The organism is uncultured Friedmanniella sp., from assembly GCF_964244285.1.
Lineage (GTDB): Bacteria > Actinomycetota > Actinomycetes > Propionibacteriales > Propionibacteriaceae > Microlunatus.
Genome location: NZ_CAXTHT010000010.1, coordinates 1 through 17,037 on the forward strand (window position 1 = coordinate 1; position 17,037 = coordinate 17,037).

The window sequence follows — 17,037 nt, forward strand, 5'->3', positions numbered from 1 at the left end:
TCACCCGCTTGAGGTAGACCGCCGGGATGATCTGGTCGGTGTCGACGTTGCTGCGGCGCAGCGGCAGCGCCGTCCCGGTGTGGGTCGTGAACGCGTCCATCTCAGACCTCCTGCAGATCGGCGGGGGCACTCAGGGTGCCGGTCACCGCGGTGGCGGCGGCGACGGGCGGCGAGACGAGATGGGTCCGGCCACCCTTGCCCTGGCGGCCCTCGAAGTTGCGGTTGGACGTGGAGGCCGCCCGCTCGCCCGGAGCGAGCTGGTCGGGGTTCATCCCCAGGCACATCGAGCAGCCCGCCGCCCGCCACTCCGCGCCGGCCTCCTTGAAGATGAGGTCCAGGCCCTCGTCCTCGGCCTGCAGCCGGACCCGGGCCGAGCCCGGGACCACCAGCATCCGTACGTGCTCGGCGACGTGGCGACCCTCGATCACGGCCGCGGCAGCGCGCAGGTCCTCGATCCGGCCGTTGGTGCACGAGCCGAGGAACACCGTGTCCACCGCGATCTGGCGCATCGGCTGGCCCGCCTGCAGACCCATGTACTCCAGCGCCTTGCTGGCCGCGGTCCGGTCGGCCTCCTCGGAGAACGTCTCCGGGTCGGGGACGGCCGCGCCGAGGGGCACGCCCTGGCCGGGATTGGTGCCCCAGGTGACGAACGGACTGAGCTGGGTGGCGTCGAGGTCGACCTCGGCGTCGAAGACGGCGTCGTCGTCGGTGCGCAGCGTGGACCAGTACGCGACGGCGGCGTCCCAGTCGGCGCCCACCGGAGCGTGCCGACGGCCCTCCAGGTAGGCGAAGGTCTTCTCGTCCGGCGCGATCATACCGGCCTTCGCGCCCCACTCGATGCTCATGTTGCAGATGGTGAGCCGGCCCTCCATCGACAGGTTCTCCACCGTCGAGCCGCGGTACTCGACCACGTAGCCCTGGCCGCCGCCGGTGCCGACCTTGGCGATGAGCGCGAGGACGACGTCCTTCGCGGTCACGCCGGGCGGCAGGTCGCCGTCGATGTTGACCGCCATCGTCTTGGGCTTGGCCTGGGTCAGCGTCTGGGTGGCCAGCACGTGCTCGACCTCGGAGGTGCCGATGCCGAAGGCCAGCGCTCCGAACGCGCCGTGGGTGGAGGTGTGGGAGTCACCGCAGACCACCGTCATGCCGGGCTGGGTCAGGCCCAGCCACGGGCCGATGATGTGCACGACACCCTGGTCGGCCGAGCCGAGGCTGTGGATGGGGACGCCGAACTCGGCGGCGTTGCGGCGCAGCGTGTCGACCTGCGTCCGCGACACCGGGTCGGCGATCGGCTGGTCGATGTTCAGCGTCGGGGTGTTGTGGTCCTCGGTGGCCAGGGTGAGGTCGGGCCGTCGGACCGGACGACCGGCCTGGCGGAGGCCGTCGAAGGCCTGGGGACTGGTGACCTCGTGCACGAGGTGGAGGTCGATGTAGAGCAGGTCCGGCTCTCCCTCTGCTGAGCGCACGACGTGCGCGTCCCAGACCTTCTCGCTCAGTGTCCTGCCCATGCTTCTCCTTCGTCTGCGTGCACCCGGGTCGACCGCCTCCCGGTCCGGAACGGCGGTTCCCACTGTTGCGCCCGACGCCGCCGCCGGAGCAACTTGAGTTTCAACATCCGAGACGGCAGTATCAAGGCATGGACAACTCTAGCGGGGTCGGCGTGCTGGACAAAGCCGCCCTCGTGCTGGGCGCTCTCGAGACCGGACCGACCACGCTGGCCGGTCTGGTGGCGGCGACCGGGCTCGCCCGGCCGACCGCCCACCGCCTCGCCGTGGCGCTCGAGCACCACCGCCTGGTCAGCCGCGACCTGCAGGGCCGCTTCATCCTGGGGCCGCGGCTCGGCGAGCTCGCGTCGGCCGCCGGTGAGGACCGGCTGCTCGCGACGGCAGGTCCGGTGCTGGCCCGGTTGCGCGACATCACCGGCGAGTCGGCCCAGATGTTCCGGCGCCAGGGCGACTACCGCGTCTGCGTGGCCACCGCCGAACGGATGTCCGGGCTGCGTGACAGCGTCCCGGTCGGTACCCAGCTGACCATGACGGCCGGGTCGGCCGCCCAGGTGCTGCTGGCCTGGGAGGAGCCCGACCGAATGCAGCGCGGCCTGCGCGGCAGCCGCTACTCCGCCGTCGCGCTTGCTGCGGTCCGTCGTCGCGGGTGGGCGCACTCGGTGGGCGAACGCGAGCCGGGCGTCGCCTCGGTGTCCGCACCCGTGCGCTCCCCCTCCGGCAAGGTCATCGCCGCGGTCAGCGTCTCCGGACCGATCGAGCGGCTCTCCCGCCAGCCCGGTCGGCTGCACGCTCCAGCCGTCATCGCCGCCGCCGAGAGGTTGAGCGAGGTCCTGCGCCGCAGCGGCGCAGAGTGACCGCGGGCGGACGCAAACCGTTAGGTTGACGCCATGACGACGGAGACGGCCGACGCCCAGCAGGAGGGGTCGATGCCTGAGTCGTCCATGCACCGGGCGGCCCGGATCGACCTCGCGGTCCTGCGCTGGCGGGCCAAGCGGGCGCGTCGGGCCGGCTGCCACGCCACCGTCATCCCCTACACCGGCTACGGCTCCACCACCTGGATCCGGCTGCTGGGCCGGGTGCTGCTGACCCGGGGCGACCAGCAGCCCGACGTCGAACCGACCGGCGCGCGCGGCTGGCGCAGCTTCACCAGCGTCCCCGTCGAGGACGCCCAGGTGACCGTGCTGGTGGAGGGTCGCTCGTATGAGGTGCGTGCCGACCACAGCGGCATCGTCGACACGGTGCTCGCCGTCGAGCTCGGTCCCGGCTGGCACGAGATCAGCCTCAGCTCCGAGGGATCGGAGCCGGTGACCTCGGAGGTCTTCGTCGTCGACCCCACGACCCGCGTCGGCCTGGTGTCCGACATCGACGACACGGTGATGGTGACCGCGCTCCCCCGGCCACTGCTCGCGGCCTGGCACACCTTCGTGGTGAACGAGCACGCACGGTCCACCACCCCGGGGATGCCGGTGCTCTACGAGCGCCTGACCAGCCACTTCTCCGGGGTGCCGGTGGTCTACCTGTCCACCGGCGCCTGGAACGTGGCTCCGACCCTGACCCGCTTCCTGTCCCGCAACCTCTACCCGCCGGGCCCGCTGCTGCTGACCGACTGGGGACCGACGGCGGACCGGTGGTTCCGCAGCGGCCAGGAGCACAAGCGGGGGAATCTCGAACGCCTGGCCGAGGAGTTCCCCGACGTCCGGTGGCTGCTGGTCGGGGATGACGGCCAGCACGACCCGATGATCTACGGCGAGTTCCTCAACCGGCACCCCGACCAGGTCCTCGCCGTCTGCATCCGCCAGCTGACGCCAGGCGAGGCCGTTCTGGCCGGCGGCAGCACCCGCGTCCGCCCCGTCGACGAGGCGTCCGACGTCCCCTGGCTCTACGCGGCGGACGGGGCCGGTCTGGCCGAGGAACTCGACCGGGTCGGGCTGCTGCCCGATGGTCCGTCGCAGCCGGAGATCGACTCCCGCGACAGCCCGTCCGGCCGCCTCTGACTCCCACGGGAGGCGTGCGGCCGGCGACGTCCGCTCGCCGGTCCACATTCCCAGGCAGGTAAGGATAGGCTAACCTCATCGAGTGACCGTCTATGTCCCGCCGCCGCTCCTCGCTCTGAGCCCAGCCCAGCGAGCCCGGACTGCCGTCGTGGCGTGTCACGCCGTCCGCTGGTCGGCCGGTGATGACGAGGTGATCGTGCCTTTCGTCGAGCAGCGCGGTTCGCTGCTCCTTCTGGTGAGCGGGCACCAGCGGGAGCGTCTGCTCGACAGTGGCGGCGGGTGGGTCACCCTCGACGCCCACACGCTGGGCTCGGTACGCCTGACCGGAGAGTTCCGGGCGGTGGCGCAAGCGACGTCGCGGGAGGTGCTGGACCGTGTCCGGGCCTGCCACCGGGAGTGCCTCGACTGTCCGGCCAGGGGGCTCTCGGACGTGGTGGCGCTGGAGGTCGACCTGGTCGAACTGGGGACGCCGGGCTGCGGGTACCAACCCATCGACGTGGTCGGCTACGTGCAGGCGCAGCCCGACTGGATGCTGGCACTCGGGGTGCAGATCCAGCAGCACCTCAACGCCGACCATCTCCACCTGGTCGTGGCTGCAGCCTGCGCCTTCACCGGTGTGCGGACCGAGCAGGTGCTGTCGGCTCAGGTCGAGTGGATCGACGGCTGCGGGTTCGACGTCGGCGTGATCGACGAGAGCGGCGGTCGTCGGCTCCGCGTCGAGTTCGCGAACCCTGTCGTCGATCCGGACCAGCTCTCCGACGCCGTCCACGTCGAACTGGAGCGTGCAGCAGGCCCAGCGGGGGCATGAGCGGAGTCCGCTGCTGGCGATCCTCGCCGCATCCCGGAACGGGACCGTGCTCGACCTCGACGACCTGCGTCGCCGTACCAGGCCGGTTCACGTCGTCGCGAGAAAGTCGGCGAGGTCGGCCCACAGCGCCATCCGTAGCGGCAGCGGCATGCCGTTGTTCGCTCCGGAGGGGCCGGGGAGCACGAAAGCCGGGCGCCCGGCTACGGTCCAGCCTGGCTCGCCGTAGCCGCGGGGTACCCGCTCCCCGGCACCGCGGGCGTACCAGGTCGCCGCGGTCTTGCTGACGAAAGCCACCACTCGCGGTGCCGTTCCCTCGATGGCGCGGTCGAAGGGCTGACGGTGGACGACCATCTCCGGCTCGTGGCCGGCGCGCGCGACGCGTTCGATCACGAGATCGGTGAGACCCAGCCCGAGCGCCGGCAGCCGTACGGCGTCGTCGGGTCCGAGGCGTTCGGGGACCAGCCCGCTGCCGTGGAGGAGCTCCCAGAACCGGTTGCCGACGCCTGCGTAGTACCGGCTCGGCGCCCGCTCACGACCTACGGTGCCGGCGATCACCAGCCGCACCCCGGGCCGGAGCAGGGTGCGGTCGGGCTCGGTGTTCCTCACATCTGGGCTGGTCACGATGCTGACCATCTCACCTGGTTTCGGGAGAGCAGAACGACTGTCGGCGGCTTGCAGGCTCAGCGCGGCGACCGCTACCACGGGATGGTGGTGTTCTCCCAGCGCGTGAAGGTGTTGGTGGGCCCGTCGGGGCCGAGGAGTGCGACGCGGACGACCTCGCGCGAGCCGTCCTCGATCGACTCGGTGCCGGCGAAGTTGTTGAGCGCGGTGCTGGTGAAGCCCGGGGAGACGAGGTTGATCTTGATGTCGGTCTGCTCGAGCTCGATCATCATCGCCAGCGTGATGGCGTTCTCCGCGGTCTTCGACGCGGCGTAGCCGGGTGCATAGGCCAGGCGGTACGGGAAGCTCGGGTCCGCGTTCAGAGCCAGCGAGCCGACCCCGCTCGACACGTTGACGATCCGGGCGTCGGACGACTCGCGCAGGAGCGGCAGCATCGCCTGGTAGACGGCGAGCACGCCGAAGACGTTGACGTCCCAGATCGCGCGGACCTCGTCGAGGGAGACGATGCTCGCGGTCGACGACGCGGCCAGCTCCTCAGGCGTCGCGCGGTCGGTGCGGGTGTTGGAGATGCCCGCGTTGCTGACCAGCAGGTCGAGACGGCCGTGCTCGGCGCGGATCCTCGTCGCCGCGGCGGCGATCGACGCAAGGTCGGTGACGTCGATCTGGATCGCGGTCGCTCCCGTCGGAATACCAGCGGCGGCGGTCTCGCCGCGGGCGAGGTCACGGGAGCCGAGGTAGACGGTGACGCCGTTGGCGGCGAGCTTGGTGGCGACTTCGAGGCCGACTCCCTGGTTGGCCCCGGTCACCAGGGCGATGCGTTCTGCGGACATGTGGTCTCCTGTTGGTTTGCTGACGATGGGGCTGGCTAACGGCAGATGCCCGGACAGGGCTCGGCGTCCCGTCCCCTCCCGTGGACGTCGGTAGTCGGGACTGGGCTAGAGGATGCCGTCGCGGGCGGCGTGGTAGACGGTGGGCACGCTCGGGGTGAAGCCGAGGTCGCGGATGATGGTGCCGTCGAGGTGCCCGAACCATGGGTTGACCAGCGGTTCGGCCGACCCTTCGATCGGCTGCCCGGCGAGGCGGGCCATCTCGTAGATGGTGGCGGGGGCATCGGAGGCGACGTTGACGATCCGGCCGTCCATTCCTCCTCTCAGCGCGAGCCGTACGGCGGCGGCGATGTCGCGGTGGTGCGCCACCGCGTAGGTCTGCGCCGGGTGCAGGCCCAGCTGCGGGGCGAGCACGGAGAGGGAGGCGAGGTGACCATCGCCTTCGCCGTAGACGAACGGGAACCGCAGGACCGCCCAGGTCAGGCCGCTGTCGCGGAGCAGCTGCTCGGCGGCGACCTTGCTCGCGCCGTAGGCGGTGGTGGGTGCGCAGGCGTCGGTCTCCAGCGCCGGGCGGGTGGCGTCGGCGTTGTAGACGTTCCCGGTGCTGCTCATGACGAGCCGGGCGTTCGGCGCGTGCTTCCTGACGGCGGCGGTCAGGTTGCGGGTGCCGTCGAGGTTCGCTCGCCAGATGGCGGCCTCGTCCTGGGTGCGAAACAGCGCCGCCAGGTGGACCACCGCGTCGACGCCCTCGACCGCGGTGCGCAGAGTGCCGGGGTCGGTCAGGTCGCCGCGGACGGGGGTGACCTCTGGCGGCAGCGCCGCGTCGCCGCGGACAAGCGCGCGGCACTCGAAGCCGTCCCGGACCAGACGCGGCACGAGCCGCGATCCCACCAGACCCGTAGCGCCGGTGACGAGCACGCTGGCCATAAGACTCTCCTCCCAACTGATCGTCAGTACAACTGATGATCAGCGTAGCGTAATCTGGGGGAATGGCAACCGAGTGGGACGTAGGTCCGCGGCTGGCTGCGCGGCTGACCTATGTGCTCAAGCGCGCTCTGCTCGACCTCGAAGACCTGCACGCCGAGTACCTGGCGGAGGTCGGAGTCAGCGGCCGCGAGCTGGGGGTCCTGCTCCTCCTGGACAGCAAAGGTCCGGAGTCACAACAGGAGACAGCTCGACGCCTCGGGGTCGACCGAACCACGATGGTCGCGCTGCTCGACGGGCTGGAGGCCAAAGGGCTGGTAGCCCGTCGCGCGGACGCCGCCGACCGGCGACGCAACGTCCTCGAGCTGACCGACGCCGGGCAGACGGCCCTCGAACGAGCGGTCCACGCCAGCGACGAGGCAGAACGGCAGCTCCTCGCCGGCCTCGACGACGCCGAGTCCGCGCGACTGCGCACGCTCCTGACCCGCCTGGCCCCGGACCGCACGAAGCACTAGGCACCAGGCGCTAGGCACGCCTCGGCCAGACGCCGAGGGCGCTGAGCGAGGTCTACCCCAGGGTGGGTTGTAGCCGTCGGGAACGGTTCCACGTGTCGCCAACCCTCGTGCACCTAGGAGGCAGCGGCGAGGCCGAGGGGGTGCAGCACCTGGTCGAGAGACGCCTCGAGGGGCCAGGGGTCCCGCTCGGGCTGGCTGAGGACGAGACCGCCCTGGATTGCGGACAAGATGGCTGCGGCCAGGCGTTGGGGATCGGCGTCGCGACCGATCTCGCCCACGTCCTGCATGCGACGGACGCCTGCCGCCAGCAGGTCGCGCCACTGGGTGAACGAAGTGGCAATCATGCTCGCGAGCTCTGGGTCAGCGGAGGCCGCCTCCGTGGCCAGGGACCCGATGGGGCAGGCCCACCGGCCAAGGCCGATGTAGTAGTCCACCAGCCGGGTCCGCCACCTCTCCCAGGACGCCCAGCTCGAGAGGTCGTGGATCTCGGGCTCCTGGGCTGCGAGCAGCTGTTCGCCTTCCCACTCGGCGACGGCACGGACGAGCTCGTTCTTGCCGCCGGGGAAGTAGTGGAACAGCTGAGACTTGCTGGTCAGGGTCGCCGCGCGCACATCGTCCAGGCTCGTGCCGCCGATTCCTGCCGCCAAGATCTGATGGCCGGTCGCCTCGACGATCCGCTGCCGCGTGGCGCGGCCACGGTCGGTCAGTCGGGGCTGGGTCACGAACGTCAGCATAGTTGACTGGACCAATCGGTCCATGTCTGATAGAAGACTGGACCATGCAGTCCAATAGCGAACTCCTCGACTCCCTCCCTCCCGACCAACGACTCACCGGCCGCACCGTCGTCGTCACCGGCTCCACCAGCGGCATCGGCGAGGCCGTCGCCCGTGTCCTCGCCGCCTCCGGGGCCACCGTCGTGATCAGCGGCCGCGACCAGACTCGGGCCGACGCGGTGGTCGCCACCATCGCCGGAACCGGCGGCCGCGCGGTGGCCGTCCCGGTGGATCTCACCGCGTCCTACGCCGACCTGCGAGCTTTCGCGGCGGACAGCCGCGATGCGCTGGGCGGCCGCGTCGACGTGCTCGTCAACAATGCCGGCGTCTACCCCGTGGGCGCGACCGAGAGCTTGGCCGACGTTGATCTCGACACGATGCTGGCCGTCAACGTCCGGGCACCGCACGTCCTGGTCGGTGCGCTCGCGCCCGCGATGGCCGAGCGGGGCGGCGGGGCGGTGATCAACATCGGTTCGTGGATGGCCCGCGTGGGCAGCCCCTTCGGAGCGATGTACACCGCCACCAAGGCGGCGCTGGAACAGCTGACCCGGGCCTGGTCGGCGGAGTACGGTCCGCGCGGGGTCCGAGTGAACACGGTCGCCCCCGGGGTGACAGCCACCCCTGGCAACGCCGACGCGGCGGACATCGTGGCCGCGATGACGCGCAGCACCGTCGCCGGGCGACCGGTTCGCCCCGTCGACATCGCCTTTGCTGTCCGCTACCTGGCGAGCGACGAGGCGGCTTTCGTGCACGGCACGACCCTCGACGTCGACGGCGGGCTCCTCGCGGCGCGGCTCGGCTGAGGCCATCACCCACCCTGTCCGACCGGGGACACGAGCCCTGCTCCACCGAAGTCGGTGGCGGATCGATGGTCGACCTGACCATCTGTCCTCGTGAGCACGATGATCTGAGAGGTAGCCCCGACGGGATTCGAACCCGCGCTACCGCCTTGAGAGGGCGGCGTGCTAGGCCGCTACACAACGGGGCCCTAGCGCCTGTACGTCTGACCAGGCCGCAGAATCTTACCAACCCGCCGGCTGTCCGGCGAATCCGCAAGCTCTACGTGGCTGGGGTACTAGGACTCGAACCTAGACTAACTGAACCAGAATCAGCCGGGCTGCCAATTACCCCATACCCCACCGGGCGGCCTTGGCTGTCCTTGCCGCCTGGGTGCGCCCCGAACGGGGCACGAGGAAAGACTTTACTGTAGTGACCGGCCGCCGCCCAAACCGCCTGGCCGCGACGCCACGAGCTCGACGGTGTGCCGCAGCCGTAGCGCCCGGAAGGTGAGGTAGGCGAGCACCGCGAAGAGCGCGAAGCTGCCGACGTCGAGGCTCGCGTCCAGCCAGCTGAGGCTCTGCACCGCCTTGAGGGTGGCGATCGAGCTGGTCAGGCCCGCGATCACGAACGCGAAGATGTTGTTGACCACGTGGGCAGCGATGCCGGCCTCCAGACCGCCCGTCCGCCACACCAGGAGTGCGGCCAGCAGACCGAAGGCGAGCCGGTCGACGAACAGCGGCAGGTTCTGGCTACCGTGCAGCAGCGCGAACACGACCGACGAGCCGACGATCCCCACCCACGGTCGAGCGGCGAGGCTGCCCAGCGCCTGCAGCAGATAGCCCCGGAAGAAGACCTCCTCGGCGGCGGCCTGCAGGGGCGAGCTGACCAGGATCACGACCAGGAAGCCCCAGAACCCGTGCTGTGGGTGAAAGGCGGTCGTGCCGGTGACCACACCGGGTACCACCTGGACGCCGAGCAGGCTCACCACCGCGACGGGCCCGCAGAGAAGCAGATACCGCCACCGCAGCCGCGGCTGCACCGAGGACAGCCAGCGCGGGCGAACTCGGTGGAGGACGGCCAGCATGGCCCAGGCGATCGGAATCAGCGTGGCGAGGCCGAGATTGACCCCCAACATGCCCACGGGGCGCTCGAACGCGAAGGCTTGCCGGTAGTACTCGGCCCAGGACTCGCGGCGGCCGCTGACGGAGTAGCCGAGCGCCACGACGACCTGACTGACCAGTGAGGCGCTCAGCAGGTAGAACAGCACCAGCCCGAACACCACGCCCGCGCCGGAGCGCAGCCGCGACGCGTGGGGCCCGCGCAGGATCTGCGGGTAGGTGGCTCCCTCCTGCGGCAGCACCTCGTTCGTCTCGTCCAGCGGCGGGGTGAGCGGGACGCTGCGACGGGCCGGCCGCTTCGGCGGCTTCGGGGGCGCCACCGGCGCCAGCTGAGCTCCCGACCGCACGGCCGGGTTGCCCGAACGTGAGCCGCGGGCGGGCGGGCGGGCAGCCATCTCGGCCTACGCCGAGGGCCGGGTCAGCGTGGCCCGGGCCGACTCGATCCGGGCGAGGGCCGATGCGCGGCCCAGCAGCTCGATCGACTCGAACAGCGGTGGGGAGATCTTCCGTCCGGTGATCGCGACGCGAACCGGCCCGAAGGCGAGCTTCGGCTTCAGCCCGAGGCCCTCCACCAGGGCGGAGCGCAGCGCCGCCTCGACGGATGCGTGGTCGAACGTCTGCAGCTCCGTCAGCGCCGCCGCCGCTGCCGCCAGCGTCGCGTCGGCCTCGGGGGCGAGCGCGGCCGCCGGGTCGATGACCACGTCGGCGTCGGCCCGGAACAGGAAGCCGAGCATGTCGACGACCTCGGACAGCGTGTTCATCCGCTCCTGCACCAGCGGCGTGGCCGCGTGCAGCAGCTGCGCCTCCTCGGCCTTCGGGGGCTCGGCCACCAGGCCGGCGCCCTGCAAGAACGGCAGTAGCGCCCGGGTCAGCTCCGCGGGCTCGAGGGCGCGGATGTGGAGTGCGTTGATGGCCTCGCACTTGCGGGCGTCGAAGCGGGCCGGATTGGCGTTGACCCGGCGGATGTCGAACGCGTCCACCATCTCGGCGAGGCTGAACACGTCGCGGTCCTCCGCGATCGCCCAGCCGAGCAGGGCCAGGTAGTTGAGCAGCGCCTCCGGCAGGTAGCCGGCCTCGCGGTACTCGCTCAGGCCCGAGCCGCGGTCGCGCTTGGACAGCCGGCGGTTGCCCTCACCCAGCACCGTGGGCAGGTGCCCGAAGACCGGGGTCCGGCCGCTGCCCACGCCGATCGCCGCGAGCGCCTGGTAGAGGACGATCTGCCGCGGCGTGGAGGGCAGCAGGTCCTCACCGCGGAGGACGTGGGTGATGTCCATCAGCGAGTCGTCGACCGGGTTGACCAGGGTGTAGAGCGGCTCGCCGTTCCCGCGGACCAGGACGTAGTCGGGGACGTGCTCGGGCCCGAACCGGATCGGGCCGCGGACCAGGTCGTCGAACTCGATCGGGGCGTCCGGCACCCGCATCCGCACCACCGACAAGGTGCCCGCCCCCTCGAGCTCGGCCCGCCGCTCCGCGCTGAGGTCCCGGCAGAACCCGTCGTAGCCCGACGGTGCACCCTTGGGTCGCACCGCCTCGCGGGCCTCGATCTCCTCCCGCGTGCAGTAGCAGCGGTACACCAGGCCGGCCCTGAGCAGCTTGTCCACGATGTCGCTATAGATGCTGCCGCGTTCGGATTGGATGTAGGGGCCGTACGGGCCACCCTTGACCGGGCCCTCGTCCCAGTCCAGGCCCAGCCAGGTCAGGGCTTCGAGCAGTCCGGTGTAGGACTCCTCGAGGTTGCGGCCGGCGTCGGTGTCCTCGATCCGAAGCACGAACGTGCCGCCGTGGTGACGGGCGAACGCCCAGTTGAACAGGGCGCTGCGGACGTTGCCGACGTGCAGGTTCCCGGTCGGGGACGGGGGGAAGCGAACCCGGACCTGGTCGGGGCGGAGGTCGCCCAGCACCACGTCGAGGGGGGCGTCGAGGGGGGCGTCGGGAAGGGTCACGATGCTGCTTCCGGTTCGGGAGAGGCGCTGGCGGTCGTGCGTTCCGGGTCGGCGGTGACGGGGTTGGTCAGGGTGCCGATGCCTTCGACGGTGATGCTGACCTCCTGGCCCGGCAGCATCGCGCCGACGCCCTCGGGCGTCCCGGTCAAGATCACGTCACCCGGCAGCAGCGTGGTGTAGGAGGAGATGAAGGCGATCAGCGAGGGGATGCCCAGCACCATCGAGGCGGTGTTGCCGTCCTGGCGCAGGTCGCCGTCGAGGGTGGTCCGGATCGACAGCCCGGCGACCTCCTCGAGGCTCTGGTGGGTGGTGATCCAGGGTCCGAGCGGACAGAAGGTGTCGGACCCCTTCGCGCGGGCCCACTGACCGTCGGTGAGCTGCAGGTCGCGGGCGGTCACGTCGTTGGCCACGGTGTAGCCGAAGATCACCTCCGCGGCCCGGGACTCCGGCACCTCCTTGCAGATCCGGCCGATCACCACGGCCAGCTCGCCCTCGAAGCTCACCTCACGACTGGCTCGCGGATAGACGATGGCGTCGCCCGGCCCGATCACGGAGGTGTTGGGCTTGAGGAAGGTGAGCGGGGTCTTCGGGACCTCGTTGCCCAGCTCGGCGGCGTGGGCGGCGTAGTTGCGGCCGACAGCGACGATCTTGCTGCGCGGGATCACCGGGGCCAGCAGCCGGACCGCGTCCAGCTCAGAGCGCTCCCCGGTCAGCTGGACCGGCATGGCGATCGGGTCGCCGCTCAGGACGGAGACGGTGCCGGGGTGACGGCCACCGTCCTCGGGCAGCTCGACGATGCCGAACTGGGGGTCACCCCCGGCGGCAAAACGGGCGATACGCATTCGCCCAGCCTATCGAGGATCGGCTGTCCCTCCGTCCGGCATACTTCGGCCATGCCCAGCCCCGCCCCCGCCTTCGACGTGGTCGACCTGATCCGGACCAAGCGGGACGGCGGCGAGCTGGAGCCCGACGCGGTCGACTGGCTGATCGCCGCGTACACCGACGGCCGGGTCGCCGAGGAGCAGATGTCGGCGATGGCCATGGCCGTGCTGCTGCGGGGGCTGTCCCGGACCGAGCTGGCCCGCTGGACGGCCGCGATGATCGCCTCCGGCGAGCGGATGAACTTCTCCGGGCTCTCGCGACCGACCGTGGACAAGCACTCCACGGGCGGGGTCGGGGACAAGATCACCTTGCCCCTGGCCCCCCTGGTCGCCGCGTGCGGTGCAGCCGTCCCTCAGCTCTCGGGCCGCGGGCTCGGCCACACCGGCGGCACCCTGGACAAGCTGGAGTCGGTACCCGGCTGGCGCGCAGGCCTCGGCGTGGCCGAGATGACGGCGCAGCTCGAGGACGTCGGCGCGGTCATCTGCGCCGCCGGGTCCGACCTGGCCCCGGCGGACAAGAAGCTCTACGCCCTCCGCGACGTCACCGGCACCGTCGAGTCGATCCCGCTGATCGCCTCGTCGATCATGAGCAAGAAGATCGCCGAGGGCACCTCGGCCCTGGTGCTGGACGTCAAGGTCGGCTCCGGTGCCTTCATGAAGAGCGAGGCCGACGCGCGGGAACTGGCCGAGACCATGGTCGGGCTCGGTCAGGACGCCGGTGTGACCACGGTCGCGCTGCTGACCCAGATGTCCACCCCGCTGGGACTGACGGCCGGCAACGCGCTCGAGGTGGCCGAGTCGGTGGAGGTGCTGGCCGGCGGCGGACCGGAGGACGTGGTCGAGCTCACGCTCGCGCTGGCCCGGGAGATGCTGGCGGCGGTCGGGCTCACCGCCGTCGACCCGGCTGACGCTCTCGCCGACGGCCGTGCGATGGACGTCTGGCGGGCCATGATCGGTGCCCAGGGCGGCGACCCCGACGCGACGCTGCCGCGAGCCCGGGAGACCGAGGTCGTCCGGGCCGGACGTGCCGGCACCGTGCAGCGGGTGGACGCGATGGCGGTCGGGCTGGCGGCGTGGCGGCTCGGGGCCGGGCGGGCCCGGCGTGAGGACGCCGTCCAGGCCGGTGCCGGCGTCCAGCTGCACGTCCGACCGGGCGACCGGGTCGCCGCCGGTGCCCCGCTCTTCACCCTGCACACCGACACCCCGCAGCGTTTCGCGCGCGCCCAGGCCGTGCTGGCCGAGGGCTACGCCGTCGGCGACGAGCCGGTCGGGGCCCAGCCCCTGGTCATCGACCGGATCGGCTGACCCGTTCCCTGAGCTCTGAGGATCAGACGTTGAGCGGCTGGCGCTGGGGGCGAGGCGGGATGGCCGAGGCTTCCTCGGCGTGGATGAGGCCGAAGAGGTAGGCGTCGCTGAGGGCCTCCCAGGAGGCCTCGACGATGTTCTGGCCGACGCCGACGGTGGTCCAGGCGCGGCGCCCGTCGGTGGTCTGGATCAGCACCCGTACGGTGGCGTCGGTGCCGTGGCCCTGGTCGAGGATACGGACGCGGTAGTCGATCAGCTCGAACGCGTCCACGACCGGGTAGGCGGGCCGGAGGGCGTTCCGGACGGCGTGGTCGAGGGCGTTGACCGGGCCGTTGCCCTCCCCCACCACGCGCTGGCTCTGGCCCTTGGCCGTGAGCCGGACGGTGCACTCGGTGTCGGTCTCGTGACCGCCCGCGCCGGGAGCGGCGTCGCTGCCCGCGGGGGCCGGCTGACCCTGGGTGAAGACGCGCCAGGACTGCACCGCGAAGTACTCGGGCAGCTGGTCGAGCTCCCTACGCAGCAGCAGCTCGAAGCTCGCGTCTGCCGCCTCGTAGGTGTAGCCCGCTGCTTCCGCGTCTTTCACCCGGGCCGTGATCCGAGCCGCGAGGTCGCGGTCGGAGAGGTCGAACCCCAGCTCTTCACCCTTCATCTGGATGTTCGCCCGGCCCGCCATGTCCGAGACGAGCATCCGCATGTCGTTCCCGACCGCAGCCGGCTCGATGTGCTGATAGAGGTTGGGGTCGACCTTGATCGCGCTGGCGTGCAGCCCCGCCTTGTGGGCGAAGGACGACAGACCAACATAAGGCTGACGGGCGCTGGATGGTGCGTTCGTCACCTCTGCGATCGCGTGCGCGAGACGGGTGGCCTCACGCAGCGCGCCGGCCGGAAGCAGCGGCCAGCCGTACTTGAGCTCGAGGTTGGCGACGACCGAGATCAGCTCGGCGTTGCCCGTGCGCTCGCCGTAGCCGTTGACGGTGCCCTGGACGTGCATCGCCCCGGCGTCGACGGCAGCGAGGGTGTTGGCCACCGCGCACCCGGTGTCGTTGTGCGCATGGATGCCCAGCGGCACCCCGGTGGCGGCGGTCTCGGTGACGATCTCGCCCACCCACGGCGGCAGCATGCCCCCGTTGGTGTCGCAGAGCACGACCACCTCGGCACCGGCCTCGGCTGCCGTCCGGACCACCTCCAGCGCGTACGCGGGGTTCTCCCGGTAGCCGTCGAAGAAGTGCTCGCAGTCCACGAAGACCCGCTGGCCCTCGGACGTGAGGTGACCCACCGTGTCGGTGATCATGGCCAGGTTCTCCGCCAGGGTGGTGCGCAGAGCCTGCTCGACGTGCCGGTCGTGGCTCTTGGCCACCAGGCACGCCACCGGGGCACGGGAGTCGCGCAGCGCCGCCGTCAACGGGTCGTCGGCCGCTTTCATCCCGACCCGGCGGGTGAACCCGAACGCCACCAGGGTCGCGTTCCGCAGCGTCGCGCCGCCCTCCATCGCCCGGAAGAACGCCGTGTCGTTGGGATTCGCGCCCGGCCAGCCGCCCTCGACGAAGGTGACCCCGAGCTCGTCCAGCAGCCCGGCGATGGCCAGCTTGTCGGCCACGGAGAGGTTGAGCCCCTCCTGCTGGGACCCGTCACGCAGGGTCGTGTCGAAGACGTGGAACTCGGCCGGCATTGGCCTCAGGGTGGCGAACATTGCGGATCCCTCGATGTGTGGTGTGGGTGCGGTCCGGGAACGAAAAAACCTCCCGCACGAGGACAGGAGGTTTGGCGCGCTGACGAAGGAGTCAGCGCGCTAGGTAATGAGGACGTTCAGGTTCCGCATGTCGTCAGTCTTACCCCAGATGCCGACGTCCGTCCAGCACCGACCAGACTCTGGTCGCCGCGTCGCCAGCCGCTTCACAGCACCCGGCGCAGCCAGCTATGGGTGTCCTCGGCGCGGCCGTACTGCACGTCGAGCAGGTTCTTGCGGAGCGCCGCTGTGGTCTCCCCGGTCTCACCGGACCCGACCTGGTGGGTGCCCTGCTCGCTCTTGAGCACGCCGATCGGGGTGACCACGGCGGCTGTCCCGCAGGCGAAGAGCTCGGTGACGGCTCCGCTGTCGATCCCCTCCAGCAGCTCGTCGACGCCGATCCGACGCTCCACCGGGGTGAGGCCGAACTCACGAGCCAGGCTGAGGATCGAGTCGCGGGTGACCCCTTCCAGGATGGAGCCGCTCAGCTCGGGGGTGATCAGCTCCGCGTCGGCGGTGACCACGTAGACGTTCATCCCCCCGAGCTCCTCGACGAAGGCGTGCTCGGCCGCGTCCGCGAACATCACCTGGTCACAGCCCTGGGCCGAGGCCTCCTGCTGCGCGACCAGGCTGGCGGCGTAGTTGCCGCCCGTCTTGGCCGCGCCCATGCCGCCGGCGGCCGCCCGGGTGTAGGCGGTGGAGATCCAGATGCTCACCGGGTGCACGCCGCGGGCGAAGTACGGTCCGGCCGGGCTGGCGATGCAGCAGTAGGTGACGCGCTGGGCCGCCCGGACGCCGAGAAAGGCCTCGGACGCGAACATGAACGGTCGCAGGTACAGGCTCTGCTCGGCCTCGGTGGGGACCCAGGCCTGGTCCGCCGCCACGAGGGCGTCGATGCTGGCGAGGAAGTCCTCCTCCTCCAGCACCGGCAGGGCCAGCCGGTGGGCCGACCGGGCCATCCGCGCGGCGTTCTGGTCGGGCCGGAAGAGCCAGACGCTGCCGTCGGCGTGCTGGTAGGCCTTCAGCCCCTCGAAGATCTCCTGCGCGTAGTGCAGCACCGCGGTCGCCGGGTCGAGGGAGAACGGGCCGTACGGGACGACGGCCGAGTCGTGCCAGCCGTCTGCGGCGGTCCAGGTGGCGACCGCCATGTGGTCGGTGAAGTGGACCCCGAAGCCGGGAGCGGCCAGGACCGCCTCGCGCTCGGCCTGGGAGCGAGGATTCGGGTTGGGCCGGAGCTCGAACGGAAGACTCACGATCGCCACGCTAACAGGGGGCGCGGAGACCGGACCGGCCTCGGGAGCCCGCTCGCTGGTGCCG

General features: G+C 71.2%; 16 protein-coding genes, 2 tRNA genes and 1 pseudogene. 6 read left to right on the plus strand and 13 right to left on the minus strand.

The features are described from left to right. A pseudogene (locus ACFE7W_RS17700) lies at window positions 1-100 on the minus strand (3-isopropylmalate dehydratase small subunit); the annotation flags it as partial. 1 nt (window position 101) lies between these two features. Beyond that, entirely contained in the window at window positions 102-1,508 is a 1,407-nt protein-coding gene (leuC, locus tag ACFE7W_RS17705; RefSeq protein WP_375426148.1) for a 3-isopropylmalate dehydratase large subunit, read from the minus strand. Window positions 1,509-1,636: 128 nt separating this feature from the next. On the opposite strand from leuC, the gene ACFE7W_RS17710 reads away from it, so the two are divergent. The 3 genes from ACFE7W_RS17710 (at window position 1,637) to ACFE7W_RS17720 (ending at window position 4,307) form a co-directional block, all read left to right on the plus strand. After that, window positions 1,637-2,359 carry an IclR family transcriptional regulator gene (locus ACFE7W_RS17710; RefSeq protein ID WP_375426149.1) on the plus strand — a complete coding sequence of 241 codons (723 nt, stop codon included), beginning with the start codon at window positions 1,637-1,639 and terminating at the stop codon, window positions 2,357-2,359. A gap of 33 nt (window positions 2,360-2,392) precedes the next feature. Continuing rightward, the gene (locus ACFE7W_RS17715; RefSeq protein WP_375426150.1) at window positions 2,393-3,499 is read left to right on the plus strand and encodes an App1 family protein; all 1,107 of its coding nucleotides are present in this window, start codon (window positions 2,393-2,395) and stop codon (window positions 3,497-3,499) included. Between the two features lie 82 nt (window positions 3,500-3,581). Beyond that, entirely contained in the window at window positions 3,582-4,307 is a 726-nt protein-coding gene (locus ACFE7W_RS17720) for a DUF2470 domain-containing protein (RefSeq protein ID WP_375426151.1), read from the plus strand. An 87-nt stretch (window positions 4,308-4,394) separates the two neighbouring features. Here ACFE7W_RS17720 and ACFE7W_RS17725 read toward each other — a convergent pair whose 3' ends face one another. From ACFE7W_RS17725 to ACFE7W_RS17735, 3 genes are all read right to left on the minus strand, one after another. After that, window positions 4,395-4,928, minus strand: a complete 534-nt coding sequence (locus tag ACFE7W_RS17725; protein ID WP_375426152.1) for a mismatch-specific DNA-glycosylase — start codon at window positions 4,926-4,928, stop codon at window positions 4,395-4,397. Between the two features lie 74 nt (window positions 4,929-5,002). Next, complete coding sequence (locus ACFE7W_RS17730; RefSeq protein WP_375426153.1) at window positions 5,003-5,758, minus strand: SDR family NAD(P)-dependent oxidoreductase; 756 nt, start codon at window positions 5,756-5,758, stop codon at window positions 5,003-5,005. 105 nt (window positions 5,759-5,863) lie between these two features. Next, window positions 5,864-6,682, minus strand: coding sequence for an NAD-dependent epimerase/dehydratase family protein (locus ACFE7W_RS17735; protein ID WP_375426154.1), 819 nt, complete (start codon window positions 6,680-6,682; stop codon window positions 5,864-5,866). Between the two features lie 62 nt (window positions 6,683-6,744). Here ACFE7W_RS17735 and ACFE7W_RS17740 point away from each other — a divergent pair, with 62 nt between their 5' ends. Continuing rightward, on the plus strand, window positions 6,745-7,194 hold the full coding sequence (locus tag ACFE7W_RS17740) for a MarR family winged helix-turn-helix transcriptional regulator (RefSeq protein ID WP_375426155.1): 450 nt from the start codon (window positions 6,745-6,747) through the stop codon (window positions 7,192-7,194). Between the two features lie 113 nt (window positions 7,195-7,307). On the opposite strand, the gene ACFE7W_RS17745 is transcribed toward ACFE7W_RS17740, so the two are convergent. Then, window positions 7,308-7,916, minus strand: a complete 609-nt coding sequence (locus tag ACFE7W_RS17745) for a TetR/AcrR family transcriptional regulator (protein ID WP_375426156.1) — start codon at window positions 7,914-7,916, stop codon at window positions 7,308-7,310. Window positions 7,917-7,972: 56 nt separating this feature from the next. Between ACFE7W_RS17745 and ACFE7W_RS17750 the strand changes: the two genes are divergently transcribed. Then, complete coding sequence (locus ACFE7W_RS17750) at window positions 7,973-8,770, plus strand: SDR family NAD(P)-dependent oxidoreductase (RefSeq protein ID WP_375426157.1); 798 nt, start codon at window positions 7,973-7,975, stop codon at window positions 8,768-8,770. 112 nt (window positions 8,771-8,882) lie between these two features. Here ACFE7W_RS17750 and ACFE7W_RS17755 read toward each other — a convergent pair. From ACFE7W_RS17755 to ACFE7W_RS17775, 5 genes are all read right to left on the minus strand, one after another. Continuing rightward, a tRNA-Glu gene (locus ACFE7W_RS17755) sits at window positions 8,883-8,955 on the minus strand. Window positions 8,956-9,031: 76 nt separating this feature from the next. After that, window positions 9,032-9,106 (minus strand) — tRNA-Gln (locus ACFE7W_RS17760). Between the two features lie 62 nt (window positions 9,107-9,168). Then, complete coding sequence (locus tag ACFE7W_RS17765) at window positions 9,169-10,185, minus strand: lysostaphin resistance A-like protein (protein WP_375426158.1); 1,017 nt, start codon at window positions 10,183-10,185, stop codon at window positions 9,169-9,171. A gap of 81 nt (window positions 10,186-10,266) precedes the next feature. Next, on the minus strand, window positions 10,267-11,808 hold the full coding sequence (gene gltX, locus ACFE7W_RS17770) for a glutamate--tRNA ligase (protein ID WP_375426159.1): 1,542 nt from the start codon (window positions 11,806-11,808) through the stop codon (window positions 10,267-10,269). After that, window positions 11,805-12,650 carry a fumarylacetoacetate hydrolase family protein gene (locus ACFE7W_RS17775; RefSeq protein WP_375426160.1) on the minus strand — a complete coding sequence of 282 codons (846 nt, stop codon included), beginning with the start codon at window positions 12,648-12,650 and terminating at the stop codon, window positions 11,805-11,807. Before ACFE7W_RS17775 ends, gltX begins: the two co-directional genes overlap by 4 nt. Window positions 12,651-12,701: 51 nt before the next feature. Between ACFE7W_RS17775 and ACFE7W_RS17780 the strand changes: the two genes are divergently transcribed. Next, window positions 12,702-13,994 carry a thymidine phosphorylase gene (locus ACFE7W_RS17780; protein WP_375426161.1) on the plus strand — a complete coding sequence of 431 codons (1,293 nt, stop codon included), beginning with the start codon at window positions 12,702-12,704 and terminating at the stop codon, window positions 13,992-13,994. A 22-nt stretch (window positions 13,995-14,016) separates the two neighbouring features. Here ACFE7W_RS17780 and cimA read toward each other — a convergent pair whose 3' ends face one another. Beyond that, window positions 14,017-15,684: a citramalate synthase gene (gene cimA, locus ACFE7W_RS17785; RefSeq protein WP_375426162.1), complete on the minus strand. Its 1,668-nt coding sequence runs from the start codon at window positions 15,682-15,684 to the stop codon at window positions 14,017-14,019. A gap of 203 nt (window positions 15,685-15,887) precedes the next feature. Next, window positions 15,888-16,973 carry a branched-chain amino acid aminotransferase gene (locus ACFE7W_RS17790; protein WP_375426163.1) on the minus strand — a complete coding sequence of 362 codons (1,086 nt, stop codon included), beginning with the start codon at window positions 16,971-16,973 and terminating at the stop codon, window positions 15,888-15,890. Window positions 16,974-17,037 lie beyond the last annotated feature (64 nt).

Coding starts and splice junctions, on each gene's coding strand:
- ACFE7W_RS17730 (WP_375426153.1), bottom strand. CDS start 5,758: ATGTCCGCAGAACGCATCGCCCTGGTGACCGGGGCCAACCAGGGAGTC.
- ACFE7W_RS17740 (WP_375426155.1), top strand. CDS start 6,745: ATGGCAACCGAGTGGGACGTAGGTCCGCGGCTGGCTGCGCGGCTGACC.
- leuC (WP_375426148.1), bottom strand. CDS start 1,508: ATGGGCAGGACACTGAGCGAGAAGGTCTGGGACGCGCACGTCGTGCGC.
- ACFE7W_RS17780 (WP_375426161.1), top strand. CDS start 12,702: ATGCCCAGCCCCGCCCCCGCCTTCGACGTGGTCGACCTGATCCGGACC.
- ACFE7W_RS17710 (WP_375426149.1), top strand. CDS start 1,637: ATGGACAACTCTAGCGGGGTCGGCGTGCTGGACAAAGCCGCCCTCGTG.
- ACFE7W_RS17775 (WP_375426160.1), bottom strand. CDS start 12,650: ATGCGTATCGCCCGTTTTGCCGCCGGGGGTGACCCCCAGTTCGGCATC.
- cimA (WP_375426162.1), bottom strand. CDS start 15,684: ATGTTCGCCACCCTGAGGCCAATGCCGGCCGAGTTCCACGTCTTCGAC.
- ACFE7W_RS17715 (WP_375426150.1), top strand. CDS start 2,393: ATGACGACGGAGACGGCCGACGCCCAGCAGGAGGGGTCGATGCCTGAG.
- ACFE7W_RS17750 (WP_375426157.1), top strand. CDS start 7,973: ATGCAGTCCAATAGCGAACTCCTCGACTCCCTCCCTCCCGACCAACGA.
- ACFE7W_RS17735 (WP_375426154.1), bottom strand. CDS start 6,682: ATGGCCAGCGTGCTCGTCACCGGCGCTACGGGTCTGGTGGGATCGCGG.